Source organism: Micromonospora sediminicola, assembly GCF_900089585.1.
Taxonomy (GTDB): Bacteria; Actinomycetota; Actinomycetes; order Mycobacteriales; family Micromonosporaceae; genus Micromonospora; species Micromonospora sediminicola.
This window is the reverse complement of sequence record NZ_FLRH01000003.1, coordinates 4557454-4582824: the sequence shown is the minus strand read 5'-3', so window position 1 is coordinate 4582824 and position 25371 is coordinate 4557454. Positions and strand designations below refer to the sequence as shown.

The 25371-nt window shown below is 74.3% G+C and carries 18 protein-coding genes; 9 read left to right on the top strand and 9 right to left on the bottom strand.

The annotated features are described in order from the left end of the window. Window positions 1–22: 22 nt before the first annotated feature. Window positions 23–1300, top strand: coding sequence for an amino acid deaminase (locus GA0070622_RS21145; protein ID WP_091576575.1), 1278 nt, complete (start codon window positions 23–25; stop codon window positions 1298–1300). Between the two features lie 52 nt (window positions 1301–1352). On the opposite strand, the gene GA0070622_RS21140 is transcribed toward GA0070622_RS21145, so the two are convergent. After that, window positions 1353–2234 (bottom strand): GNAT family N-acetyltransferase, encoded by an 882-nt coding sequence (locus GA0070622_RS21140; protein ID WP_218060609.1) that lies wholly within the window; start codon window positions 2232–2234, stop codon window positions 1353–1355. A 13-nt stretch (window positions 2235–2247) separates the two neighbouring features. After that, entirely contained in the window at window positions 2248–3492 is a 1245-nt protein-coding gene (locus GA0070622_RS21135) for a helix-turn-helix domain-containing protein (protein WP_091576571.1), read from the bottom strand. 362 nt (window positions 3493–3854) lie between these two features. On the opposite strand from GA0070622_RS21135, the gene GA0070622_RS21130 reads away from it, so the two are divergent. Together GA0070622_RS21130 and GA0070622_RS21125 are read left to right on the top strand one after the other, a co-directional pair. Next, a complete protein-coding gene (locus tag GA0070622_RS21130; RefSeq protein WP_091576569.1) occupies window positions 3855–5093 on the top strand; it encodes a fatty acid desaturase family protein in 1239 nt (412 codons plus the stop codon). Then, window positions 5090–6223 carry an aminotransferase class V-fold PLP-dependent enzyme gene (locus GA0070622_RS21125; RefSeq protein WP_091576566.1) on the top strand — a complete coding sequence of 378 codons (1134 nt, stop codon included), beginning with the start codon at window positions 5090–5092 and terminating at the stop codon, window positions 6221–6223. The genes GA0070622_RS21130 and GA0070622_RS21125 overlap by 4 nt, the downstream gene beginning before the upstream one ends. A 43-nt stretch (window positions 6224–6266) precedes the next feature. On the opposite strand, the gene GA0070622_RS21120 is transcribed toward GA0070622_RS21125, so the two are convergent. From GA0070622_RS21120 to GA0070622_RS21100, 5 genes are all read right to left on the bottom strand, one after another. Further along, window positions 6267–7535, bottom strand: a complete 1269-nt coding sequence (locus GA0070622_RS21120) for a helix-turn-helix domain-containing protein (protein ID WP_091576563.1) — start codon at window positions 7533–7535, stop codon at window positions 6267–6269. A gap of 253 nt (window positions 7536–7788) precedes the next feature. Beyond that, window positions 7789–9219, bottom strand: coding sequence for a glutamine synthetase family protein (locus GA0070622_RS21115; protein ID WP_176710520.1), 1431 nt, complete (start codon window positions 9217–9219; stop codon window positions 7789–7791). After that, window positions 9216–9971, bottom strand: coding sequence for a thioesterase II family protein (locus GA0070622_RS21110; protein ID WP_245666474.1), 756 nt, complete (start codon window positions 9969–9971; stop codon window positions 9216–9218). Before GA0070622_RS21110 ends, GA0070622_RS21115 begins: the two co-directional genes overlap by 4 nt. Further along, window positions 9968–11929: a non-ribosomal peptide synthetase gene (locus GA0070622_RS21105; protein ID WP_091576558.1), complete on the bottom strand. Its 1962-nt coding sequence runs from the start codon at window positions 11927–11929 to the stop codon at window positions 9968–9970. Before GA0070622_RS21105 ends, GA0070622_RS21110 begins: the two co-directional genes overlap by 4 nt. A gap of 50 nt (window positions 11930–11979) precedes the next feature. Further along, window positions 11980–14937, bottom strand: a complete 2958-nt coding sequence (locus GA0070622_RS21100; RefSeq protein ID WP_091576556.1) for a type I polyketide synthase — start codon at window positions 14935–14937, stop codon at window positions 11980–11982. Window positions 14938–15113: 176 nt separating this feature from the next. Between GA0070622_RS21100 and GA0070622_RS21095 the strand changes: the two genes are divergently transcribed. From GA0070622_RS21095 to GA0070622_RS21075, 6 genes are all read left to right on the top strand, one after another. Next, a complete protein-coding gene (locus GA0070622_RS21095) occupies window positions 15114–18290 on the top strand; it encodes a non-ribosomal peptide synthetase (RefSeq protein WP_218060608.1) in 3177 nt (1058 codons plus the stop codon). Further along, a complete protein-coding gene (locus GA0070622_RS21090; protein WP_091576551.1) occupies window positions 18287–19507 on the top strand; it encodes a cytochrome P450 in 1221 nt (406 codons plus the stop codon). Before GA0070622_RS21095 ends, GA0070622_RS21090 begins: the two co-directional genes overlap by 4 nt. A 48-nt stretch (window positions 19508–19555) precedes the next feature. Beyond that, window positions 19556–19963: a RidA family protein gene (locus GA0070622_RS21085; protein WP_091576548.1), complete on the top strand. Its 408-nt coding sequence runs from the start codon at window positions 19556–19558 to the stop codon at window positions 19961–19963. Beyond that, window positions 19963–20955, top strand: coding sequence for an alpha/beta hydrolase (locus tag GA0070622_RS21080; RefSeq protein WP_091576546.1), 993 nt, complete (start codon window positions 19963–19965; stop codon window positions 20953–20955). The genes GA0070622_RS21085 and GA0070622_RS21080 overlap by 1 nt, the downstream gene beginning before the upstream one ends. A gap of 622 nt (window positions 20956–21577) precedes the next feature. Then, window positions 21578–21700 carry a hypothetical protein gene (locus GA0070622_RS33495; RefSeq protein WP_255292609.1) on the top strand — a complete coding sequence of 41 codons (123 nt, stop codon included), beginning with the start codon at window positions 21578–21580 and terminating at the stop codon, window positions 21698–21700. A gap of 110 nt (window positions 21701–21810) precedes the next feature. Beyond that, window positions 21811–22365, top strand: a complete 555-nt coding sequence (locus tag GA0070622_RS21075; RefSeq protein ID WP_245666472.1) for a CGNR zinc finger domain-containing protein — start codon at window positions 21811–21813, stop codon at window positions 22363–22365. A 96-nt stretch (window positions 22366–22461) separates the two neighbouring features. On the opposite strand, the gene GA0070622_RS21070 is transcribed toward GA0070622_RS21075, so the two are convergent. Then, window positions 22462–23079, bottom strand: a complete 618-nt coding sequence (locus GA0070622_RS21070; RefSeq protein WP_176710519.1) for a DedA family protein — start codon at window positions 23077–23079, stop codon at window positions 22462–22464. A gap of 146 nt (window positions 23080–23225) precedes the next feature. Further along, window positions 23226–25250 carry an acyl-CoA dehydrogenase family protein gene (locus tag GA0070622_RS21065; protein ID WP_245666470.1) on the bottom strand — a complete coding sequence of 675 codons (2025 nt, stop codon included), beginning with the start codon at window positions 25248–25250 and terminating at the stop codon, window positions 23226–23228. Between the last annotated feature and the right edge of the window lie 121 nt (window positions 25251–25371).

Here is a 25371-nt window from a genome sequence, read left to right as displayed (position 1 = left end):
CCGTGTCGTGGGAGGGCTGGAGATGATCGATACCGAGGCCGTGGCGGCGATCCGGCAGGAGCCGATCACCTGGAGATACAAGGGACTGCCGGTGGCGCTGGACGGGTGCACGGTCGCGCAGGCGGCGGAGCGCGGGCTCAACCTGTTCGAGGACGGATTCCTCGGGCCGGTGCTGGTGCTCGACGAGGCCGCCCTGAGCCACAACCTGACCACGATGGCGAAGTGGTGCGCCGACCGGGGCGTGCAGCTGGCCCCGCACGCGAAGACGACGATGGCGCCGCAGCTCTGGGCGCGCCAGATCGAGGCGGGTGCCTACGGCCTGACCGCGGCCAACACGGCCCAGCTGCGGGTGTACCGCGCGTTCGGGGTGTCCCGGGTCATCTTCGCCAACGAGTTGGTGGACCCGGCCGGGCTGCGCTGGGTCGACGAGGAACGGTCCGCCGACCCCGGGTTCGAGTTCACCTGCTTCGTCGACTCCGTCGAGGGGGTGGCCCGGATGGAGGACTCGCTGCGGCAGGTGGGCGCCGCGCCGGTGGACGTCGTGGTGGAGGTCGGCCGCACGGCGGGCCGAGCCGGGGCGCGCTCGACGGCCGAGGCGACGGCGGTGGCCCGCGCGGCGGCGGCCAGCCCGCTGCTCCGCCTGGTCGGGGTGGGCGGCTACGAGGGCGTGCTGGTCAACGATCCGTCCCCGCACAGCGTCTCGGTCGTCGACGAGTTCCTGCGCCGCATGCGGGAGCTGACCGTCGCGCTGCACCGGGAGGGGCTGTTCGAGACCGACGAGATCCTGCTCACGGCCGGGGGGAGCTGCTTCTTCGACCAGGTCGCCGACGTGTTCGCCGGCCCGTGGCCGGGCATGTCGGTGACCACCGTCCTGCGCAGCGGGTGCTACGTCACGCACGACGACGGCTTCTACCGGTGGATGTCCCCGTTCTCCCGGGGAGAGGCCGGCAACGGTTCGCTGCGACCCGCGCTGAAGCTGTGGGCGCGGGTGACCTCGCTGCCGGAGCCCGGGCTGGCGCTGCTGACCGCCGGCAAGCGGGACCTGTCGTTCGACGCCTGGCCGCCGGAGCCGCAGCTGGTCCGCGGTGCCGACGGCGAGATCCGGGAGCTGACCGACTGCACCGTCAGCGCGGTCAACGACCAGCACGCCTTCATCACGTTGGCCGCCGGGCACGGGCTCGCGGTGGGGGACTGGGTCCGGCTCGGTCTGTCCTACCCGTGCACGGCCTTCGACAAGTGGCAGCTGATCCCGGTGGTACGGGGGGAGACCGTGGTCGACTTCGTCCGGACCTACTTCTGACCACCCGGCCGGTGCGGGGCGGTGTCGACGCGTCGCCGCCCCGCCGGGCCTCCTACAGGAAGTGGCCGCTGGCCAGGTACGGCGCGGGCTCCGGCAGGCCGCGCAGCGCCAGGTAGCCCTCCTGCCCGAGGTCGAGCCGGGCGGCGAGCCCGACGTCGACCGCCCAGTGGTTGGCGGTCGTGATGCAGTTGACGAGCGTGGGCCCGCGCGACGCGGCCAGCGCCTCCCACAGCAGCGCGGACGCCGTCCGCGGGTCCTGCGCCGCCAGCAGCTTCGGCTGCCCGGTCTCCTCGTCGAGGTAGACGTACCCGAGTCGGCCCGACCGCCGCGACACCACCAGCCGCAACCGTCGGAGCATGTACTCGTGGTCGGGGCCGTGCCCGGCGCCGCGGCGGCTCTCGTCCAGCCGATCCATCCATCCGATGTCGTTGCCGTCCCCCTCGCTCAGTCCGGGGACCGCCGGGAGCGTGGACCGGTCCACCGTGCCCACCATCCGCATCTGCGGATACAGCAGGAAGCCCGCCAACCGGTAGCGGCGGGTGGCCCCGGGGTGCACGGTGGAGGAGAACAGACCCGGTCGGCCGTCGGCGTGGGCGAGGACGGCGTCCATCAGCCGCCGGCCCAGCCCGCGTCCCTGCTGTCCGGGCAGCACGCCGTAGGTGGCCAGGTACCAGAACCGACCCCGGTTCTGGGAGATCGCGAAGCCGACGAGGTCCTCGCCGTCCACGGCCACCCAACAGCCACCCGGATCGGTTTCCACCAGGTACGACATCCGGTCGATCCACTGCCCGCCCACCGCGGCGGACCGGGGCCGGACCTCCGGTTCGCTCACCCGGCGGCTGAGCCGGTCGCCCTCCAGGAAGGTCACCGCCGAGGCGCGCTCGGCGGCCGGCACGTCCTCGACCCGCATCGGCCTGACCCACGGCTGCGGCACGGTTGCGTCCCTCCTAGCCGGCGCTCGCCGGCGGTCGCGTCGTCATCTCCCGCAGCCGGGCCGGAGCGGACAGCGTCTCGGCCAGGCTGCGCCAGGTCTCCGCGGCCAGCTCCAGGTTGTGCGCGGCGGTCGCGCTCTGCGCCAGCCGTTGCAGGTGCTCGATGCCGGCCTCGGTGTCGCCCTCGACGATCCGCAGGCGGCCACGCAGCACCTCGATCCGCAACTGGTCCCGGAACGACAGGCGCCCGCCCGAGTCGTCGATCCGGCCGGCCAGTTCCCGGGCCTCGGCGAAGCGCCCCTCCTCGAACGCCAGGTGGGCCCGCAGGGAGAGCAGCTCCTGGTGGTGCAGCTCGGACCCGATCATCTCCACCACGGGGGCGACCTCGTCCAGGCGCGCCCGCGCCGCGGCGGCCTGGGCCGGCGTGCTCTGCAGGTAGAGGGAGGCGGCGGCGAACCGCAGGCGCATCCAGAGCTTGAGATCCTCGTGGCTGTCCAGCAGCCGCAACGCCCGTTCCAGCACCTCCTGCGAGGCGCGGTGGTCACCCTGGCGCATGCTGACCGTCGCCGACGCCCACAACGCCTCCACGTACGCCGTCCCCGGCGTGCCCTCGGTGAGGGCGCACAGCAGGTCGGCGTGCCGGCGTGCCTCGCCCAGTCGGCCCGCCTCGGCCTCGGTGGAGATCAGCACGTGCAGCGCGGCCGTCCGGTCCGGCAGCGCGAGCTCGGTGGAGAGCGTGACGGCCCGCTGGGCGTACTCGTGGGCCTGCACGTTGTCGCCCAGCACGCGCAGGCAGCGCGACATCCGGGTGCAGGTGCGCACCAGCAGCTCGGGCACGTCCAGTTCCTCGGCGAGCCCGAGCAGTTCGGTGAGCAGCGCGTACGCCGTCTCGTGCGCGCCCTCGTCGCTGCGCAGCCCGGCCAGCAGCCACAGGGCCTGCCAGCGCAGCTCCGGCGCGCGTCCGTCGTCGAGCCGGAGCGCCTCGGCCACCCGGTCGGCGCTGTCACGCGGGGTGCCCGACGTGACCGAGGCGAGCACGATCGCCAGGGACGTGGGCCTCGCCTGGGCGAGGAACGCCGACTCCTCGACGCCGAGCCGCTCCGCCAGGTATGCCACCACGCGTGGTGTGGGTTGCCGGGCGCCCGACTCCAGTCGGGACAGATAGCCGGTGGAGATGTAGTTCCCGGCGAGCGCAGCCTGCGACAGCCCACGCCCCAGTCGGAGGGCCCTCAAGCGTTGACCGAACTGCGGCTGTTCCAATGTCTCATCCCTGAGGTGTGGGAGACGGTGCCCTCGGCATCGTCTCCCCTCTGCCGAGACGCGGAATCACGGCAGAATGCGGACGGGTTGCGGTGTCGACAAATGCGCCCCCCGCGCCTCTTTGGCCGCTTGATCGTAGTAATGGCACAGCAGTGTTGTCAATGTCAGGCAACAGCATTGTCAAAGACGTTGCCATCCTCTACCGTCGTCGCTGGGCACCATCCCGCCCCCCAGTTCGCCACCCTTTCCGCCCGCCGACTGCGGGTCCCTCGGCCAAGCCGCCGGCGCGAGCTGGGCTGACCACCGCTGGCGGCTTTTTGCCACGTGCGCACTCGGCGCGTGCCCTCTGCGAGGAGTCTCGAATGGCCTCGGCGAACCACCTCAGCCCGCCCACCGATCTCGACTTCAGCAAGTTGTCCCCGGAGATCCGACGCGAACTGCGCCGGCTGTGCCGGCTGGACAACCACCACGGGATACTCGGCGTCCTCTTCGACTACGCGGTCATCGCGTTCGCCGTCTACCTGAGCCTGGGCGTGTCGTACTGGTTCTACCCGGTCTCCCTGGTGCTCATCGGCTCCACCCAACGCGCTCTGGTCAACCTGCTGCACGAGGCGTCGCACAAGGTGCTGGCACGCAACCCGACCCTCAACCTCGTGCTCAGCACCGTCTTCACCGGGCACCTGGTGTTCCACATGCACAACCCCTACCGCAGCTCGCACATCGGGCTGCACCACCGCTACCTCGGGGACCGGGAGAAGGACCCGGACTACAGCTTCCACGTGGAGTGCGGCATCTACGATCCGCGCGGTTCCAACCGGGCCTTCTTCCTGCGCAACATCCTGTTCGCGGTGCTCGGCCTGCGCACGCTCGAGTACGTCCGGTACGTGGTGGAGGACCGGCTGCTGTTCCGCGAGGACCAGGTGGCCGTCTCGATGCCGATGAGCCTGCGGGCCGAACGCTGGCTGCTGCTCGGCGTCTGGACGGCGCTGCTCACCCCGATCGTGTCCGGCGGCTATCTGCTCGAGTTCTTCCTGTTCTGGATCGTGCCGCTGTTCACGACCGCGGTCGCCATCGGCTGGCTGTCCGAACTGGCCGAGCACTTCCCGTTGCCGGAGAGCGAGAGCCGGCAGATCCTGATGACCCGCAACCGGCACGGCTGGGCCGTCGAACGGTTCCTGCTGGGGCGGCACAACGACAACTACCACCTGGTCCACCACCTCAACACCGGGGTGCCCTTCTGGAACATGAAGAAGGCGCACCGCATCCTGCTCGGCGACCCGGCCTACGCGCAGTGGGACGGGCTGTGGGCCGGCATCCTGACCCGCCCGCCCGGCCGCCGGGACAAGGAGACCCTGATCAGTTACGCGGCCAAGTACCGGCAGTGGCGTCGGGACGGCGGCGTGCCCGGCGATCCGGGACAGCGCAGCTTCGCCGAGATCGTCGCCCTCGGCCGGACGGCGCCGGAGGCGCGGACCGCGCCGTACCGGACCGATCCGCCGCAGGCGGAGCTGGCCTCCGTCCTCGCGTCGTCCACCGCGACGCGACCCACCCCACCGCGACAGCCGGCGGACACGCCGACACCGGCCCGGGCGCGGCGATGACGGCGGGCGCGATCCACCTCAACACCGCCGGAGCGGGCCTGCCGGCCCCCGGCGTCACCGCCGCGATGACCGGCTACCTCGACGCGGAGGCCGCCGTCGGGCCGTACGAGGCCGAACAGGCACGCTCCGCCGACCTCACCGACCGGGTGTACGCCGCGCTCGCCGCCCTCGTCGGCGCCCGCCCGGAGCACATCGCCCTGTTCGCCAGCGCCACCGACGCCTGGTGCCGGATCGCGTGCCACCTCGACGTCGCCGAGGGCAGCCGGATCTGGACCACCCCGTACGAGTACGCCGGCAACCTCATCGCCCTGCAGCGGCTCGCCGCCCGGCGCGGATGCACGCTCGAGGTGATCCCGGTGGGCGACGCCGGGGACGTCGACCTGGAGTGGATGCGCGCGCGTCTCGACGACCGGGTGGCGCTGGTCTCGGTGGTTCACATGCCGTCGGCGGTCGGCCTGATCCAACCGGTGGAGCGGATCGGCACGCTGCTCGCCGGCTCGTCGGCGGTGTACCTGGTGGACGCGTGCCAGACGATCGGTCAGATCCCCGTCGACGTCGGCGCGATCGGCTGCCACGCCCTGACGGCGGCCGGACGCAAGTTCCTCCGCGGCCCGCGCGGCACCGGGTTCGCCTACCTGCGCCCGGACCTGTGGGACCGGATCGATCCGGTCTTCTACGACCTGCACGTCGCGCAGGCGGTCTCGCTGCACGAGCACCGGCTGGACGTGGAGACGGCGGCCCGGTTCGAGACCGCCGAGCGTGGCAACGCCGCGGTGCTCGGTCTGCTCGCCGCTGCCGAGTACGCCCGCACCGCACCGGCGCCGACGGCCGAGGTCTACCCGGCGCTCACCGCCACGATCGGACAGACGCCGGGAACCCGGCTGCTGATGCCCGGCAGCCGGCACGGCGGCATCGCGTCGTTCACCCACGACCGGCTGCCGCCGGAGCGGATCCGTGACGCCTTGGCCGAGGACGGGCTCAACGCGTGGGTCGGCGTCGGCGCGCACACCCCGCTCTACCTGGCCGCGGCCGGGATCGAGCGGTTCGTGCGCACGTCGGTGCACCACTACAACGGCGTCGCCGACATCGAGGCGCTCGGTTGCTCGCTCCGGCGCGTCTGCGCCGCCTGACGCGGTGCGGCACCGGTCGTGCGAGCCGCCGTCGGGGCGGGGCTCAGCCGGTGGGGGCCCGGCCGGCGAGGGCCGGATCCCCACCGTACGGCCGGGCGAGGGTCTCCGCGAGACTGCGCCACAGCTCCGCGGCGAGTTCGACGTTGTGGGCCTGCTCGGCCTGGCGGGCGACGTCCTGCAGCGCCCGGATGCCGCCGTCGGCGTCACCGCCCAGGATGGCCAGCCGGGCCTGCAGGGCGGCGAGCTTGAGCCGGTCGCGGAACGACAGCAGGGAGCGCCGGTCGGCTGCCGCGTCGCAGATCGCGCGTGCGTCGTCGAGCCGTCCCTCGGCGAACGCCAGGTGCGCCCGCAGGCTCTGGTGCTCCTGGTGATGGCGCTCGGTGCCGATCAGCCGCAGCACCGGCTCCACCGTGTCCAGCGCGGCCCGGGCCTGCTCCGGCTGCGCCGGGGTGGTCTGCAGGTAGAGCGAGGCGGCGGCCAGGTGCAGGCGGATCCACAGGTGCAGGTCCTGCCGGCTGTTCGCGCCGGAGAGCGCCTCCTCCAGCCGGGCGATGGCGCCGGCGTGGTCACCCTGGCGGGTGCGGACCGTTGCCGCCGCCCACAGCGCCTCCACGTGCAGCGTCCCGCCGGCCGGCTCGGTGAGGCGGCACAACTCGTCGGCGTGGGTCCGGGCCTCGTCGAGCCGGCCCGCCTCGGCCAGCGCCGAGACCAGGGCCTGCAGCGTCGCCGCGCGGTCGGTGAGGGACAACTCGCCGGCGACGTCGTACGCCCGTTGCGCGTACTCCCGGGCACCGGCGGTGTCACCGAGGGTCCGCAGGCAGCGGGACAGCTGGGTCTGCGCGCGGGCCAGGAGCGGCGCGACGCCGAGCTGCCCGCTCAGCTCGACCAGTTCCTCGAGCAGGTGGCGCTGTTCGTCGCGCTCGCCCTCGTCGCCGCGGATCTCGGCGAGCAGCCAGAGCGCCTGCCACCGCTGGGCCGGGTCGTGTTGGCCGTCGGCCCGCAGCGCCTCGGCCAGCGGTTCGGCGGCGCGGTCGTGGCTGCTGGCGGAGATCACCGCGGCCAGGACCTGGGTGAACGGGGACGCCTCGACGGCGTCCACCGGGTCGGCGTTCGGATCTTCCAGGACCGAGACCGGCACGCCGAGGCGTTGCGCGAGATAGGCCACCACCCGGGGGGTCGGCCGTCGGGCGCCGGACTCGAGCCGGGACAGATAGCCGGTGGAGATGGCGCCCTCGGCCAGCGCCGCCTGGGACAGGCCACGCTTCTCGCGCAGCGCGCGAAGCCGGGATCCGAACTCGGACTGCTGCAGCATTCCCACTCCCAAGGCCAAGATCACCGACAACCGCCACGGAACTCCGCGAGGTGTGGCCGCCGGTGATGGTCGGCTCGGCATTGCCATCGCCGGTTTATGGCTGTAAAGGAGTATAGCCACCCTGACCGGGCACCGGGTAAGGGTGTCGGCACAGTCATTGCCAGCGGGTTGCCGGCTCCCACGGTCCCGCCGGACGGTGGGACCGTGGAAGAGGGTTGCCGACGCCCTTGCCGCGTCGGCAACCCTCCCGGGATCAGAAGCGGGTGTGGTAGACGGCGTAGGCCTCCGACTCGGGCAGCGCCGCCAGGTCCCGGACGTCGGCCCGCTTGATCGCGGTGTAGAGCTCCCGGCGGGGCGAGCCCAGCACGGACATCAGCAGGTCGTCACGTTCCAGCGCGTCGACCGCCTCGGCCAGGCTGCCGGGCAGGGTGGTGACCCCCCGGCGGCGCAACTCCGCGTCGGACAGGGTGTTCGGGTCGACGGTCAGCGGTGGGCCCGGATCGAGCCGCCGTCGCACGCCGTCCAGGCCGGCGTGGATGACGGCGCCCAGCGCCAGGTACGGGTTGGCGGTGCCGTCGCACGGCTTGATCTCGACGTTGGTGGTGCCGGACTCGTCACCGCCCAGCACCGACGGGACCCGCACCGCGGCCTCGCGGTTGTCGAAGCCGTAGCACCCGTAGGCGCCGGCCCACTTGCCCCGCATCAGCCGGGTGTAGCTGTTCACGCCGGCGCACAGCAGGGCGCTGAGTCCGGGTAGGTGCGCCAGCACCCCGGCGATGAAGTGGTGCGCGACGTCCGACAGCCCGCCACCGGGCGCGGCGAACGCGTTGCCGTCACGCCAGAGCGACACGTGCAGGTGGTTGCCGTTGCCGCGCAGGCCGGCCAGCGGCACCGGGGCGAAGGTGGCGTGCAGACCCCGCCGCCGGGCCAGCCCGCGGGTGATCATCCGCTGCCACACGTGGTTGTCGGCGGCCCGCAGCGCCGGCGCGGGCCGGACCGTGACCTCGTGCTGGCCCGGTGAGGTCTCCGGGTGGTACTGCTCCACCGCCACCCCGGCCGAGCGCAGCGCCCGGACCAGCGCGATCACGTAGTCGTTGGTGACGTCGAACGCCTCGTTGTCCAGGGTGAGCCCGTCGTCCAGCGGCGCCCCGTCGCGCAGGAGCGTGAACTCCGGTTCGAACGCGGCCACGACGGCGTACCCCTCCCGGGCGGCGTCCGCCACGGCGTCGCGGAGGAACGCCCGCGGACACGCGCCCCATGGCGTTCCGTCCCTGGTGAGCAGGTCACCGAGAAGCGCCGCCGAGCCCGGCGCGTGCGGCAGCAGCGCCAGGGTGCCCGGGTCGCCGGCGATGCGCACCTCGTCCATGACCGCGAAGCCGGGCACCGGTTGGGCCTGGTCCAGCAGGCTGGCCGCCTGCCGGCCGACGGACAGCGGCACCCCGGACCGCAGCCGCCCGGGCAGCGACTCCCGGGAGACGCCCTTGCCGCGGACGATTCCGTTGTGGTCCACCCACAGGAAGCGGACGATCTCCACGTCGTGCCGTTCGACCAGTTCCAGGACGTCCGCCGCGCGGGCCGGAGTCGACCGTCGCGGCGGTTCGCCGGCGGAGCCGGGGAGGGCTCCCCCGGAGTCGCCGTCGGGGCCGGCGGCCAGCGGCGTCGGCGTGGCGGTCACGGACGTCACGGCCCGCTCCGCACCGGCACCGGCAGGCAGTCGCCGAGCAGCGCCAGCGGCGGCTCGTCCACCAGGTAGAAGTGGTCGCCGCGGACGCCGTGCTCCCGCACCGGCCCGCTGGTCAGCGTCGACCACGGGCGGCGGTCGGCGTCGTCGTCGACGTCGCCCACGATCGTCGTCACCGGGCACCGCAGCATCGGTCCCGGGCCCGGCGTGTACGCGTGGAACATCCGGCCGTCGGCGCGGACGTACGGCAGGACCAGTTCCTGGAATTCGGGGTCGGCGGCCAGCTCCGGGTCGGTGCCACCGAGCGTCAGCAGGCGCTCCACCACCGCCGCGTCGTTCAGCTCGTCCGGGTCCGACAGCTCCTCCGGCTCCGGGTAGGGCGCGTCGCGCGACCCCGACGCGAACAGGTGCAGCGGCTCGACCCCGCGCTCCCGCAGCGCGACCGCGGTCTCCAGGGCGACGGCCGCGCCCATGCTGTGGCCGAACAGGATCAGCGGGCGGTCCGCCAGCGGCATCAGGGCGTCGGTGATCTGCGCCGCGAGGTGGCGCAGATCGGCGGGGGGCGGTTCGGCGATCCGGTGCGCGCGCCCGGGATAGCAGACCGCGTGCACCTCGACGCCGGGCAGACGCCCGCCCCAGGGATGGAACATGGCGGCGGAGCCGCCGGCGTGCGGGAAACACACCAGGCGCGCCTCGGGACCGTCGAGCGTCAGCGGGCACCGCAGCCAGCGGGCGGTGTCGGGGGTCGTCGTCACAGCGCCTCCTGGGGGGTGAGCCCGGCACGACGGGCACGCAGGGCCCGTGCCCGCTGGGCGCGGGCGGCGCGGCCGTCCCCGTCGTCCGCGTCGGCGGCGTCCGGGTCACCGCCGTCGCGCAGCAGCGCCACCTGCGCTGCCACGGTGGTGTGCTGGAACAGGGCGACCACCGACAGCCGACGCCCGGTGCGCCGCTCCAGCGTCTCCCGGAGCCGGAACATCGCCAGCGAATGACCGCCCAGGTCGAAGAAGTTCACGTCGTCGGGGACGTCGTCACGCTGCAGAACCTCCGTCCACGCCGCGCTGACCTGGGCGGCCAGACCGGCCGGGTCCGTCGTGCCCGGCCCGGCCGACGCCACCGCGTCGTCGGCCGGCGGACCGGCGTCGGCCAGGCCGCGCAGGGCGTCCCGATCGGTCTTGCCGTTGGGGGTACGCGGGAAGCGGTCCAGGACCACGATGCGGCTCGGCACCATGACCGCGGGCACCCGGTCGGCCAACTGCCGTCGCAGCGCGTCCGGAGCGGGCTCGCAGGGGGCGAGGACGAAGCCGACCAGCTCGGTGTCACCGGCGGTGGGCACCGCCACGGCCTCCCGCACGCCGGGCAGCGCGCACAGCTTCGCCTCGACGGCCGCAAGCTCGATCCGGTGACCGCGCACCTTGACCTGGTGGTCCCGGCGACCGAGGAACTCCAGGGTGCCCGCACGGGTCCACCGGCACAGGTCACCGGTGCGGTACATGCGCTCGCCCGGGGTGGTCACGAACGGATCGTCGCGGAACGCCCGGGCGGTCGCGTCGGGCCGCCCGTGGTAGCCGCGGGCCACGCCGGCGCCGGCCACGTACAGCTCGCCGGGCTCGCCGACCGGCACCGGGCGCAGCCGCTCGTCCAGCACGTACGCCCGCGCGCCCGGGATCGGTCGGCCGATCGTCACCGGGGCCGGCGCGGTGAACCGGTGGTAGGTGGACCACACGGTCGCCTCCGTCGGGCCGTACTCGTTCACCAGCTCGCAGCGGCCCGCGGTCGCGGCGAAGTGCCGCTCGACCAGTTCCTGCGGCAGGGCCTCACCGGCCACGATCGCGGTCCGCAGCGAGCCGAGGCGGTCCGCGCCGGCACGCGCGGCGGCGTCGAGCAGATAGCTGTACAGCGACGGGATGCACAACAGGTGGGTGGCCCGGTGGTCGTCGATCAGCGTCACCAGCTGCTCCGGGTCGCGCACCTGCGCGCCCGTGGCCACGATCAGGCAACCGCCCGCGGTGAGCGTGCCCCACAGCCCGGCCACCGAGGAGTCGAAGCTGAGCGGCGACACCAGGAGGAACGTCGGCTCGCCCGGGTAGACCAGCCGCCGGGCCCGGGTGGATGCGGCCAGCTGCCCGTGCTCGACCACCACGCCCTTCGGCTCGCCGGTGCTGCCCGAGGTGTAGATCAGGTACGCCGGGTCGGTGAGCAGCACCGGGACGTCGACCGGCGTCTCGGCGCCGTCGGTGGCGCCCTCGGGCAGCGCGGTCGACACCAGCGGCAGGCCCGTGCCGGTCAGGCGCGCCCGGGTGTCCTCGTCGACCAGGGCCGCGGTGACCTGGGCGTCGGCGAGGATCTCGGCCAGCCGCTGGTCGGGCTGCCCCGGGTCGAGCGGCACGTAGGCGGCACCGCAGCGCAGCACGGCGAGGACAGCGGCGACCGTGGCCGTGGAGGCGTCGGCGAGGACCGCCACCCGGTCCCCGCGGCGTACCCCGGCGCGCGTCAGCGTGGCGGCGATCCGCGAGCTTGCGGCGACGAGTTCGGCGTAGGTCATCTCGTCGGCGCCGCAGCGTACCGCCGGGCGGGACGGTGCGCGTGCGGCGACCGCGGTCACCAGGTCCGGCACCGGCGTCAGCGGACGGTCCGGCAGGGGGTGGCCGAGGTGCGCCGGACCCGGCAGGTCGGCCGGGGTGCCCGACCGGGGGGCCATCGACAGCGTCGTCATGGACTAGCTCCTTCTTTCGCTGGTGACAGGGGTGTGGCGGCGGCCGGCGGTCAGCCGACCGTGACCCGGGCGCGGGTGTCGTCGTCGAGCAGGGCGCGGCACAGCGACGTGTGGTCGCCGAGCGTCGGGCGGGTCATGAGGTCGCGGATCGGTACCCGGACGCCGAGGTCCGTGCGGAGCCGGCGCGCCAGGTGGGTGACGCTCAGCGAGTCGCCGCCCAGGTCGAAGAAGTCGGCGTCGTCGGACAGCTGGTCCCGGCCGAGCAGATCGCGCCAGAGCCGGCCGACCAACGCCGGCACGTCGTGTCCGGTGGGACCGGCCGGGTGGTCCGGAACGGGGGTCGTCGTGGCGGCCACGAGCGGCGGGACACCGGCCGGCGGGGTGGGCCCGTCGGCCACCGGAGCGGCCTCGGCGGCGAGGTGGCGCGGCCCGTGGAAGGCGTAGCCGGGCAGGTGGACGCGACGCCCGGTGGGGCACGTCGCCTCGATCGCCACCGGTTGGCCCATGGTCCACAACCGGCCCAGGGCGCCCAGCACCGCCTCGTCGTCGTCGGTCCGACCGCCGCACAGCGGCACGGCGGTGAGACCGCCGCTCTCCGCCAGGGTGGACAGGGCGTGACCCGGTCCCACCTCGACCACGACCGCGCCGGGGAACCGGCCGGCCAGCTTCTCCAGCGCCGGTCCGAATTGAACGGTGTGGCGTGCCTGCGCGGTGAACCGGGTCGCCTCGACCGGTGTGCCCGGGACGAGCACGTCGCCGTTGTTCGCGGCCCACGGCAGCGTCGGGGGTCGGAGCCGCGTCGCGCCCAGTGCCTCCCGCAGTGGCGCGTCCGCGGCGTCGACGAGCGCGGTGTGGAACGCGCGGCGGCTCCGCAGCCGCCGGGCGCGGACCCGGCCGGGAGGAAGCCCGGCCTCGAAGGCGTCCACCACGTGCGGCGGCCCGGCCACGACGGTGTGGTCGGGGGAGTTGACGGCGGCGACCTCCAGCGCCAGGCCGGAGGCGCGAATCAGGTCGTCGGCCTCGGCGCGGCCGCACGTCAGCGCCAGCATGGCGCCGGGCGGGCACTGCTGCATGGCCTGCCCCCGGACGGTCACCAGCCGGGCCGCGTCGGCCAGGTCGAGCACACCGGCCACGCACGCGGCGGTGATCTCGCCGAGGCTGTGTCCGATCACGGCCGCCGGGCGCAGGCCGAGCGCGCGCAGGGCCGCGGCGGCGGCGTGCTCCACCGCGAACAGGGCGGGCTGGGCCAGGGCGGTCTCGGCCAGTTCGTCGGCGGGGAACCGGGGGTCGTGCAGGGCGCGGCCGACCAGCTCGGCGGTGGTCGGGTCGTACGCGTCGAGCACGGTCGCCAGCGCCGGGGCGAAGCCGGGCAGGCCGGTGGCCAGTGGCCGGGCCATCCCGGGGTGCTGGGCGCCCTGGCCGGGGAAGGCGAGCACGATCGGGGCCGGGCCGGACGCGGGCACGCCCGCGCGCAGGGCGTCGCCGGACGTCAGCCGCCGGGCGAGCTGGTCGGTGTCGGCGGCGACGACGGCGAGGCGCTCGGTCAGGTGGGCCCGGCCGGTGGCCAGGGTGCGCGCCACGTCCCCGGGCTCGGTGCGGTGGGCGCCCAGGTGGGCGGCGAGGCGGGTGGCGGCCCGGTCGAGCGCGGCCCCGTCGGCGGCGGACAGCACCACCAGGCGGTGGCCCGGGTCGGCCTGGGACTGCGGGCTCGCGACCGGCGGTTGTTCCACCACCACGTGGGCGTTGGTGCCGCCCACGCCGAACGAGCTGACCCCGGCACGCCGGGGCCCGTCGCCGGGCCACGGACGGGCCTGGTCCGGCACGTACAGCGGCGACTCCTCGTGGTCCAGCAGCGGGTTGAGCGCGCCGTGGCCGGCGACCGGCGGGATCACCCCGTCCCGGACCACGAGGATCGCCTTGATCAGCCCGGCCACGCCCGCGGCGTTGTCGAGGTGCCCGGTGTTCGCCTTCAGCGCGCCCACCGCCACCTGCGCCGGGCGCGCGCCGCTGGCACGCAGCGCCGCGGACGCCGCGGCCCACTCGATCGGGTCGCCGATGCGGGTGCCGGTGCCGTGGCTCTCCAGGTATCCGATGGTCTCGCCGCCGACGTCGGCGGTCCGCAGGGCGGCGCGGATCACCGCCTGCTGGCCCTCGACCGAGGGGGCGTAGTAGCCGACCTTCGCCGACCCGTCGTTGTTGACGGCGGTGCCCAGGATGACGCCGTGCGGCGCCGGGCCGTCGTCGAGCGCGTCGGCGAGGCGCCGCAGCACCACGCAGGCGACGCCGGACCCGGCGACGATGCCGTCGGCGCGGGCGTCGAACGGGCGGCAGTGCCCGGTGGGGGAGTGGATGCCACCGGGCACGTGCAGGTGACCGGCCTGCGGGAAGGCCATCCCGGCCGCGACCACGAGTGCCTGGTCGCAGTCGCCGTTGAGCAGCGCCTGCACGGCGAGGTGCACCGCCACCAGCGACGACGAGCAGGCGGTCTGCACCGCCAGCGCCGGGCCGTTCAGGTTCAACCGGTACGACAGGAGGCTGGCCAGGAAGTCGGGCTGGGTGCCGTGCAGCGCGTCCTCCAGCGTCAGCGGCGTGAGCCGACCGCCGGCCACCATCCGCCGGAGGTAGTCGCTGCTGCTGGCGCTGGCGTACACGCCGGTGGTCAGCCCGGTGTCGAGCGGGTTGACTCCGGCGTCCTCCAGGGCCGACCAGGCGCACTCCAGCATCAGCCGGTGCTGCGGGTCGAGCATCTCGGCCTCGCGGGGACTCATCCGGAACAGCGCGTTGTCGAACCGGTCGGCGTCGGCGAGGTGTCCGTGCACCGGCACGTAGTCCGGGTCGTCGAGCAGGTGCCGGGGCACGCCCTCGGCAGCCAGCTCGTGCCGCTGGTAGCGGCGGGTCAGAACCTGTCCATCGGTGAGAGCGGACCACCACCGGGTCAGCTCGGGTGAGCCGGGGAACCTCCCGGCCATGCCGGATACGGCGATGTCGAGGGAACGGTCGCGCGCCATGCACCCACCTTTGATCAGTCACCAGGCGCACCGTCCGGCGTGGAAGATGCGGCCTCGATGCCCGGACTTGCCAGTAGGTTGCCAGACGAGGCAAGGTCATGGCAACGTTCTTGTCGAACATGGTGACGCGCATCGTCCGGTCACCACGAGAGGGCACCGACGAGGGGAGAGGCAGCGTGCAACCAGACCCACGATGGACGGTCGGCGCGCCCAACACCGCGCCGGCCGAAGGGCTGCACCAGACCGTGGCCCGGCAGGCACGGTCGCGGCCCGCCGGCGTCGCCGTCGTCGAGGGCGCCCGCGCCCTCACGTACGCACGGCTCGACGCCACCGCGGACGCCTGGGCCGCCGGGCTGGTCGCCGCCGGGGTACGCCCCGGCGACCGGGTGCCGATCCTGCTGCCCCGCGGCCTCGACCTGGTCGTCGCGCTGCTGGCGGTGCTGAAGGCCGGCGCCGCCTACTGCCTGCTGCCGCCGGAGTGGCCCGCGCCCCGGCGCGACGCCGTGCTCGCGGACCTGCGACCGCCGCTCGTGGTCACCGGCGACGAGCCGGCCGGAGACCTCCCGGCGCCGGCGTGGCCGGTCGCGGCCGCGCCGGTCGCCGCGCCCCCCGGCTTCCGACCGGTGGCCGTCGACCCCACCGCGGCCTGCTGCGTCTTCTTCACCTCGGGCACCACGGGCCGGCCCAAGGGGGTGGTCAGCCCGCACGGCGCCACCGCCCGCCTGCTGCAACCCGGCGGCTTCGCCCGCTTCGACCACACGACGGTGACCCCCCTCGCCGCCGCCACCGCCTGGGACGCCTTCTCCCTCGAACTGTGGTCCGCCCTGCTCAACGGCGGCACCTCCCTGATCGTCGCCGATCCCTACCTCTCCGCCTCGGCCCTGCGCCAGGGATCGGCCCGGCACGGCGCGAACACCGTGTGGTGCACCGCGAGCCTGTTCAACCTGCTGGTGGACGAGGACCCGGACGCGTTCCGGGGGCTGCGCCAGGTGATGATCGGCGGGGAGCGGCTGTCCGTGCCGCACGTCCGCCGCTTCCTGGCGCGCCACCCCGACGTCGTCCTGCTCAACGGCTACGGCCCGGTCGAGTGCACCATCTTCGCCACCACCCACCGGATCCGCCCGGACGACTGCGACCGACCCGGCGGCATCCCGCTCGGGCGGCCGGTGCCCGGCACGCAGGTGTACGTGCTGGACGGGCAGCGCCCGTGCGCGGTCGGCGAGACCGGGGAGATCTGCCTGGCCGGCGACGGGCTGGCGATCGGGTACCTCGGTGACCCCGCCCTCACCGCCGCCAAGTTCACCCGGGTCCGCCTCGACGGTCGTGACGTCCGGGTCTACCGCACCGGGGACCTCGGCAACTGGGCCGACGACGGCCTGCTGCACCTGACCGGCCGGACCGACCGGCAGCTGAAGATCCGTGGCAACCGGGTGGAGCCGGCCGAGGTCGAGCGCCAGATCGAGGAGTTGCTTCCGCAGGTGCGGCAGTGCCGGGTGGTCGCCCGCACCGACGGGCGCGGTGACCGGGAGCTGATCGCGTTCTGCGTCCCCGACCGCGCCGACGCTCCGCTGACCGACGCCCTGCCCCGGCTCCGCGACGCGCTCGTCGCCCACCACCGCCCGGCCGCGGTGGTCGGTGTCGCCGCGTTCCCGCTCACCGCCCAGGGCAAGCTCGACGAGCGGGCGCTGCTGGCGCTGGCGCCGCCGGTCGCCCACCCGGATCCGGTCGTCGGCGCCGACCCGGCCACCCTCGACGACCCGGTGCTGCGCGACGTCGCGGAGTGCGTCGCCGCCGTCCTCGGCGCCGGCACGGTCCGGCTGGGCACCCCCTTCCCCGAACTGGGCCTGACCTCGCTCGACGCCGGCCGGGTGTGTGCCCGTCTCACCGCCCGCACCGGCACCCCCGTACCGGTGTCCTGGCTCTACGAGTACCCGACCGTCGCGGGTCTCGCGCGCCGGCTGTCCGACGCGATCGCCGTCCCGGACCCGGCACCGGAGCCCGCCGCGCCGGCCTCCGACGACGACGCCGCCCCGCTGACCACCGTCCAGGTCATGCAGCTCACCCGGGAGCTGCTGAACCCCGCCGACCGCACCGGGCACTGCCTGCTCAGCTGGGTCGTCGAGGGCGACCTCGACCGTGCGGCCCTGGCCCGGGCGATCGAGGCGGTGCACCTGCGGCACGAGTCGCTGCGCGCGGCGTACCTGCTCGACCCGGAGCCGGCGGCGTACCCCGACGACGTGCCCGCGCCCGCGTTGACCGTGCTGCCGTCGCACGACCGCGTCGACGCGGCCCGGGCCGCCGCCCGCGCGGCGCTCGCCGCGCCGTTGGCGCCGCAGGACGCCCGGATCTGGCACACCGTCCTGGTTCCCGTCGACCGGCCGGCGCCCGCGCCGGCCACGGCCGTGTTCGGATGCGCGGTGCACCACGTCGCCTTCGACGGCTGGTCCGAGGCCGTGCTCGCCGAGGACCTCGGCACGGCGTACCGGGCCGCCCTGGCCGGCGCCGGCCCCGACCGGGTCGCGGCCGCGCTCGGCACCGGCCCGGCCCTGGCCGACCTGGCCCGCGCCGCGCGTGCCCGCGACCGCCTGGCCGAGCCCGAACGCCGCCTCGCCGAGACCCGGGTCGACCTGGCCGGCGTGCCGCCGCTGCGGTGGCCGTCCCTCGACGGCGACGACCCGGGCGTCGGCCCCGACGCCGGGGCGGCGCCGACCGGCGCGATCGTGCGGGCCGGGGGCCGCCGGCCGCCCGAGCGGGTGGAGGCCAGGCTGGACGCGGACGCGCTCGCGGCCGTCGACGCCACCGCCACCACGGCCGGCGTCACCCGCTTCGTCGTGCTGCTCTCCCTGTGGGCGGCGAGCGTCGCCGACGTCACCGGTCAGCGGGACCTCGCCTTCGGGGTGCCGGTGGCCCGCCGCGACGACCCCGCGCTGCGACGCGCGATCGGTTGCCACATCAGCATGCTCTGCCTGCGGCTGCGTGACGCCGCGTGCGCGGGCGACGGCGCGGCCGTGCGGTCGGTGGCCGCCGCCGTCCGGCAGGGGCTCGCGGCCCAGAGCCTGTCCGGAACCCACCTGCTCGGCCCGGCCGGACGGCCACCGGCCTACCAGACCCTGTTCGCCTGCCAGGACAACGCCGTGCCCGAGCTGCGGCTGCCCGGCGCCCGCGTCACCTTCGCCCGGCAGCCGTATCTCGATCTGCCCCTGGACCTGCACGCCGAGCTGTGGCCCGACGGCGACGGACTGCGGCTGGAGATCGCCTACCACCCCACCGCGGTCACCGCGAAGACCGCGCACGACCTCGCCAAGTACTTCACCGAGCACGTGTACAGCCAGGCGACGGGAGCCCGGGCATGACCATCAGCGCCGTACCGGCCACCACCTTCGATCCGGCCGGGCCGCACGCGCCGTCGCTGTCCCGGCTCACCGACCCGGAGCTGTACGCCGAGGGCGACCCGCACCCGCTGTGGGCGTGGATGCGCGCCCACGCCCCGGTGCACCGGCAGCACGCGGGCGAGCTGCCGGCGTTCTGGTCCCTGACCAGGTACGCCGACATCCGCGCGGTCTACCAGGACAGCACCACGTTCAGCTCGGCGCAGGGGGTGCTGCTGCGGCCGGCCGTGGTCGGCCCCGACCCCGGCGGCGGTCTGACGCTCGCGCTCACCGACGCTCCCCGCCACAAGCAGTTGCGGTCGCTGATGGCCGGCTGGTTCAACACCCGCGCGGTACGCGCGCTGGAGGGCTACGTGGAGGCCGCTGTCCGCCGGGTCCTCGACGACGCGGCGGCACGCGAGACCTGCGACTTCGCCACCGACATCGCGGGCCGGCTGTCCCTGGCGGTGATCGCGCACATCCTCGGGGTGCCCGAGGCCGACCACGACCGGCTGTACCGGTGGACCGACGAGGCGTTCGCGGCCCACAGCTCGCTCGTCTCCCACCCCGACATCGTCGAGTACTTCCTGGACCTGCTGTACCGGCGGATGGAGGAACCGACCGGGGACCTGGTCAGCGCCCTGCTGCACGGCACCGTGGGCGGTGAGCTGCTCACCGAGATCGAGGTCGTGCTCAACTGCGAGAACCTCATCGGGGCCACCGAGAACGGCCGGCTCGCCCTCATCGGCGGCGTGCAGGCGCTCCTCGAACACCCGGGGGAGTGGCGTCGCCTGGCGCGGGACCGGAGCCTGCTGCCCGGCGCGATCGAGGAGATCATGCGGTGGACGTCGAGCGCCACCCACAGCGTGCGGACCGCCACCCGCCCCTCCGAGCTGCACGGTCGGTCCATCGCCGCCGGTGACAAGGTCGTGCTCTGGCTCCCCTCGGCCAACCGGGACGAGGACATGTTCACCGACCCGTACCGGTTCGACATCTCGCGGACCCCGAACCGGCACATCGCCCTCGCCGTCGGTGAGCACTTCTGCATCGGCGCCACGCTGGCCCGGGCCCAGATGCGGGTGCTCTTCTCCGAGCTGCTGGACGGGGCGTACGCGATCGAGCTGGACGGTCCGGGCCGCCGGGTCGCCTCGATCGCGGTGAACGGCCCGCAGAGCCTGCCGGTCCGGCTGCGCGCGCGCTGACCGGCCGCCGTCACACCCACCCATCACCGCATCCTCGGGAGGACACCTGTGCCAGCACCACGGATCACACACCTGAGCGAGCCGGCCGGCGTGCAGCCGAGTTCCGGCTACACCCACGTCGTCGTCGGGCGGGGCCGGCTCGCCGCGATCGCCGGGCAGATGGCGTTCGACGCCGAGGGGGAGCTGGTCGGGGCCGGCGACCCCGAGGCGCAGGCGCGGCAGGTCTTCACCAACATGGGCCGGTGCCTGGCCGCGGCCGGCGGCGGCTTCGACGACGTCGTCAAGCTCACCTGGTTCGTCACCGACGTCGCGTTCCTGCCGACCGTGCTGGCGGTCCGGGACGAGTTCATCGACACCGCCCGGCCGCCGGCCAGCACCGTGGTCCAGGTGGTCGCGCTCTACCGCCCCGACCTGTTGCTCGAGGTGGACGCCCTGGCCGTGCTGGAGGAGGCCTGATGACCGGGACCGTGACCCGCCCGGTGGCCGCCGCCCCACCGCCGTTCGACCCCGAACTGGCCGGTCCGCTGGCGGAGATCCTGTCGGAGCTGCCGATGCCGCTGACCGCGGACCTCGTCGCCGACCGGCGGCGCCGGTCCCGCGCCGGCCGGCTGACCGACGCGCAGATCCGCCGCGACGGGGCGTTCGAGATCGAGGAGCGGACCGTTCCCGGCCCGGCCGGCGCTCCCGACGTCCCCCTGCTGATCTGTCGTCCGGCGAACGTCCCGGCGCCGGTTCCCGTGGTCTACCACACGCACGGCGGCGGGATGGTGGCCGGCAGCCACCGCAGCACGGAGCTGGCCGGGGAGCTCGACCGGGCGCAGGCGCTGGGCCTGGCCGTGGTCTCGGTCGACTACCGGCTGGCTCCCGAGCACCCGGATCCGGCCCCGGTGGAGGACTGTTACGCGGGGCTGCGGTGGCTCGCCGACCACGCCGGCCCGCTCGGTCTCGACCCGGACCGCATCGTGCTGAGCGGCAACAGCGCCGGTGGCGCGCTGGCGGCCGGGCTGGCGCTGCTCTCCCGGGACCGCGGTGGCCCGCGACCGCGGGGGCAGCTGTTGCAGTTCCCGATGCTGGACGACCGGTGCCTCTCGGACTCCTGCCGGCAGCTGGGCCGGGTCGGCCTGTGGGACGGGCTGTCCAACCGGGCGGGATGGACCGCGCTGCTCGGTGCGCGCCGGGGGACGGCCTCGGTGTCCTGCTACGCCGCCCCGGCCCGGGCCGCCGACCTGTCCGGCCTGCCGCCGGCATACCTCGAGGTGGGTTCGGTCGAGGCGCTGCGGGACGAGGGCATCGCGTACGCGAGCCGGATCTGGCAGTCCGGTGGGCAGGCGGAGTTGCACGTCTGGTCCGGCGCGTTCCACAGCTTCGACGAGTGGGTGCCCGCCGCCACCGTGTCCCGAAGTGCCCACCAGGCGCGCGTCGGCTGGCTGACGCGCGTGCTGGGCTGACCGAGTCGGATCAACAATCGTCCGGAGCCGGGTCGTCGCCGTGAGGCGGGGGCCCGGTTCCGCGCGCGGAGGGGATCCGCAGAAATTCGAGGCAAACTGTTGGCATGAAGTAGGCAAAAGCGCGCTTCCTGGTACGCGTGACCGGTGCCGAATACGTGGAGCGCCGCCCTGCGGCTGCCACCGCCTGGCAACGGGTCGACGACCCGGATCAAGGCGGGACTCCCGGGTTCTGTCGTCCTTGTCGGATCTGCGTGGTGCTTCACATTCGTCCTGGGATCTGCGGCGGAGGAGAAGCCGAATTCTGCGGGTACCTGGCTAATTGCCCTGCTTAATCGGCACGTCGGAGCGGGTCGTCCCGAGTCGTCGGCCCCTGGTGCGGTGCCGACGGAGGTGCGTGGCGGTGGCCCGAGCGGGCTCCCGGGGGCGACGGGTCAACGTCACGTCCGAGCGAGGATTTCTCGCGTCCGTGCGCGAGTTGCCAACGGTGAATTGATTCGTGCCAAAGTCAGGCAACACCTTGCCAAGAGCCGGCCGGTGTCGATAGGTTATCGCGTAGCGGGGCGGACAACCCGAGCGACACAACCGCCGGTTCTGTCCACATCCCCATCCCTCTGATCTGGAGTTGACAATGCGCAGGTGCCTGGTTATCGCCGTTGCCGTCCTCGTCTCCGTGCTGGGCACCACCAGCAGCGCGTCGGCCTCGGACATCGACTGGCCGGTGGCCCCGGTCTCCACCGCGCGGTGACCCCCGGGCTCGCCGGCGCCGTGGCGTCCCCGGGTGTCGGGTCGGCCTCACCGGTCGGGTCACGCCGGCGCCCGGAGCGAACCGGATCCGTCCTCCCGGACGAGACGGCCGTGGCTCTGGTCGCCGCCGCGGCGCTGGCGAACACGACCACGGCGGACGACGCCCGACCCGACGACGCCGCGCTCGACCGGATGGCCCCTCTCCTGGACACCGGGGAGGGGCCGGTCTGCGGCGCGGACGACCTGCGGACACTGCGTGGCCTCCGCCCACGGGTGCGGGCACTCTGGCAGACGACCGAGGACGGCGCGGCGTGCGCGGTCAACGACCTGCTCGACGAATTCGACGCCCGGCCCCGGCTGGTGAACCGGGGCCCGTGGGGCTACCGCCTGGAGGTCGTCCCGGTGGACGCGCCGCTCGCGACCCGCTTCGCGATCAGCACCTCGATCGCCGTCGCCGACCTGCTCCGCCGGGGCGAGTTCCGGCGGCTCCGTTCGTGTGCCCGTCCCACGTGCCACAACGTCATGGTGGACCTGTCCAAGAACCGGTCCAGGAGATACTGCGAGGGCCGATGCGGCAACCGCGCCGCGGTCAGCGCCTACCGTTCCCGCCTGGCGTCGGGCGTGGCCGACGACCGGGACCCTTCTCGGGACCTGCCGCGCCGCTAGGCGGGTTCGCAGCCGCCGGAGACCGCGACCGGCAGATCCCTCCGCGGGCGCCGCACTCCTCGCAGGTCGGGGAGCCGCGGGCCGGCGGGCTCGACCTCAGGACGATCGCCGGTCGCGCGCCGACCGGCGGGTCAGCCACCACGCGACGTACGCGAGCGTGAGGACGACCGCGGTGGCGAGCAGATACCACTGGAACCGGTGCAGCTCCACGACGAGGGCGCGCAGGTGGTCGCCGGCCGTGTACCCGACGGTCGTCCACAGCCCGACCCAGGCGGCGGCGCCGATCGCGTTCCAGAGCACGAAGCGGGGCCAGGGCATGCCGGTGGCGCCGGCGACGAGGCCGTTGAACTGCCGCAGGCCGTCGACGAAGCGAGCCGCCGCGACGAGTTTCGGGCCGTGGCGGTTCATTACCGCCTCCATCCGCGCGTACCGCTCGGGGGTGAGCCGCACGCGGCGGCCGTGGCGCAGGATCAACCGACGCCCGCCGTAGCGACCGATCAGGTAGCCCACGCTGTCGCCGGCCACCGCGGCCAGGAACGCGGTGACCGCCACCCCGACGACGGTCAGCCGGCCGTGCGTCGCGTATCCGGCGCCGAGGACGATCGCGGTCTGACCTGGCGTGGGTACGCCGAAGCCCTCCGCGCCGACGAGGAGGGCGAGTCCCGGATAGCCGTAATGGCCGACCAGTCCGGTGAGGGCGTGGAACGGGTTCACCGGCCGGCGGCGGCTGCCCCGCCCGAGACGTCCTCGTCCACCAACCCGATCCCCTCCGGGGTCACCGCCCCGGTCGGGGCGCCCACGCGGACGAGCCTAGCTGTCGCCGCGCCCGGGCCCGTCTTCTCCGGCGAACCGCGCGCCGGTCAGAGCCGCGGGCCCATGTCGCCGGCGTCGGACACGGACCGGGCGTCCCGGGCCGCCATGACCTCCTGCCGACCGGCCTCCTCGCGCAGCACGGCGCAGTGCAACCACAGCTCCGGGATCCCGAACCCGTCCACGAGCGTGCGCATGTGCGGCCGCAGTTCCTTGAGCAGCCCGTTCACCACCGCGGTGATCGCCTTCGAGCGCGCGGGGGTGAGGCGGCCGTGCTCCAGGAACCATCCCCTGTCGGCCTCGATGACGCCGAGCACGTACAGGTCGCAGACGCGGGAGAGCAACGCCTGCGCGGCCGGGTCCGCGGTGCGTTCGATGCCGGCGACGAACGCCTCCAGGGCGATCCGGTCGACGTGCGCCGCGGCGACCGCGAGGACGTGGTCCTGGACGTCGTTGAAGATGTCGAAGGGCCGGTCCTTCTTCGTCGTCGCGCCGTTGCGCAGGCGCCGCACCGCGCCGTCGAGCAGGTGCCTCTCACGGTCCTCGAAGAGCTTGAGCTGCCAGCCGCGGTCGGTGACGGCGACTTCCTCGTCCCGGCCGGGCACGGAACCGACCAGTCGCTCGATGAGCGAACGGGCGGCGGTGCGTTCGAGCACCATCTCGCGGACCTGGTCGGCGACGAAGGAGGCCCGCCCCCACCCGTCCAGGGAGCCGAACTCGTCCCGGTAGCCGGTGAGCAACCCCTTGGCCACCAGTTGCAGCAGCACCGTGTTGTCGCCCTCGAACGTGGTGAACACGTCGGTGTCGGCCTTGAGTCCGGGCAGCCGGTTCTCGGCCAGGTAGCCCGCGCCGCCGCACGCCTCGCGGCACATCTGGATGGTCCGGGTGGCGTGCCAGGTCTGTCGGGCCTTCAGGTCGGCGGCCCGGGACTCCAGCTCCCGCTGCCGGTGCTCGTCGACCGGCTCGCCGCCGCCCTGCACCTCGGTGAGCGTCGTGACCAGCTCGTTCTGGGCGAAGTGCAGGGCGTACGTGGTGGCCAGCGCGGGCAGCAGCTTGCGCTGGTGGGCCAGGTAGTCGTTGAGCAGCACCTCACGGTCGGCGTCGGGGGTGCCGAACTGACGGCGCACGTCGCCGTAGCGGATCGCGATGGTCAACGCCGCGCGGGTGGCCGCGGACGCGGCGCCGCCCACGCTGACCCGGCCCCGGACCAGGGTGCCGAGCATGGTGAAGAAGCGCCGGGAGTCGTTCTCGATCGGGCTGGAGTAGGTGCCGTCCTCGGCCACCTGGGCGTACCGGTCCAGCAGCATGTCCCGCGGCACCCGGACGTGGTCGAAGCTGAGCCGCCCGTTGTCCACGCCGAGCAGACCGGCCTTGGGCCCGGCGTCCTCGATGGTCACGCCGGGCAGCGGCCGTCCCCGCTCATCGCGGATCGGCAGCAGCCACGCGTGTACGCCGTGCCGCCGCCCCTCGATGACCAGTTGGGCGAAGACCACCGCCATCCGGCCGTCCCGGGCCGCGTTGCCGATGTAGTCCTTGCGGGCCGCCTCGTGCGGGGTGTGCAGGTCGAAGGTCTGCGTCCGCGGGTCGTACACGCAGGTGGTGCGCAGTTGCTGGACGTCGGAGCCGTGACCGGTCTCGGTCATCGCGAAGCAGCCCAGCAGCCGGGCGGCGACGATGTCGCGCAGATAGGCGTCGTGGTGCCGCTCGGTGCCCAGGGCCATCACCGCGCCGCCGAACAGCCCCCACTGCACGCCCGCCTTGACCATCAGCGACAGGTCGACCTGTGCCAGCATCTCGCTGGCCACGATCGAGCCGCCGATGTCGGACCGGCCGCCGTACTCGGCGGGGAAGGCCGACGGCATGCCCATCCCGGTCGGCAGCTCGGCGAGCAACCGGGTGATCCGCGCGCGTGCCTCGTCGCCGGTCTCCCCGTACACCGGGAGGAAGCGCTCGTCGAGCTGCGTCCGGTGCGCGTCGCGGACCGCCGCCCACGGCCCGTCCAGCACCTCCCGGAGGCGGGCCGGGTCGACGGGGCCGGGCACGTGGGTCATGAGCACCTCGGTAGACGACGTCATGGTTACCTGTCGTACCCGTTCAACGGTTGCGGCCACGTCCGCGACGCGGTGAGTGTGATCACGAACGCGTCGCCCGGTTCCGGCCGTCGTGTCCCGGGACGGGCGGCAATCCCCTGGACCG

Bases quoted from the DNA above. Each gene is read 5' to 3' on its own strand.
- GA0070622_RS21145 (WP_091576575.1), top strand. From the start codon at position 23: ATGATCGATACCGAGGCCGTGGCGGCGATCCGGCAGGAGCCGATCACC.
- GA0070622_RS21130 (WP_091576569.1), top strand. From the start codon at position 3,855: ATGGCCTCGGCGAACCACCTCAGCCCGCCCACCGATCTCGACTTCAGC.
- GA0070622_RS21125 (WP_091576566.1), top strand. From the start codon at position 5,090: ATGACGGCGGGCGCGATCCACCTCAACACCGCCGGAGCGGGCCTGCCG.
- GA0070622_RS21120 (WP_091576563.1), bottom strand. From the start codon at position 7,535: ATGCTGCAGCAGTCCGAGTTCGGATCCCGGCTTCGCGCGCTGCGCGAG.
- GA0070622_RS21105 (WP_091576558.1), bottom strand. From the start codon at position 11,929: ATGACGACGCTGTCGATGGCCCCCCGGTCGGGCACCCCGGCCGACCTG.
- GA0070622_RS21100 (WP_091576556.1), bottom strand. From the start codon at position 14,937: ATGGCGCGCGACCGTTCCCTCGACATCGCCGTATCCGGCATGGCCGGG.
- GA0070622_RS21090 (WP_091576551.1), top strand. From the start codon at position 18,287: ATGACCATCAGCGCCGTACCGGCCACCACCTTCGATCCGGCCGGGCCG.
- GA0070622_RS21080 (WP_091576546.1), top strand. From the start codon at position 19,963: ATGACCGGGACCGTGACCCGCCCGGTGGCCGCCGCCCCACCGCCGTTC.
- GA0070622_RS21065 (WP_245666470.1), bottom strand. From the start codon at position 25,250: ATGACGTCGTCTACCGAGGTGCTCATGACCCACGTGCCCGGCCCCGTC.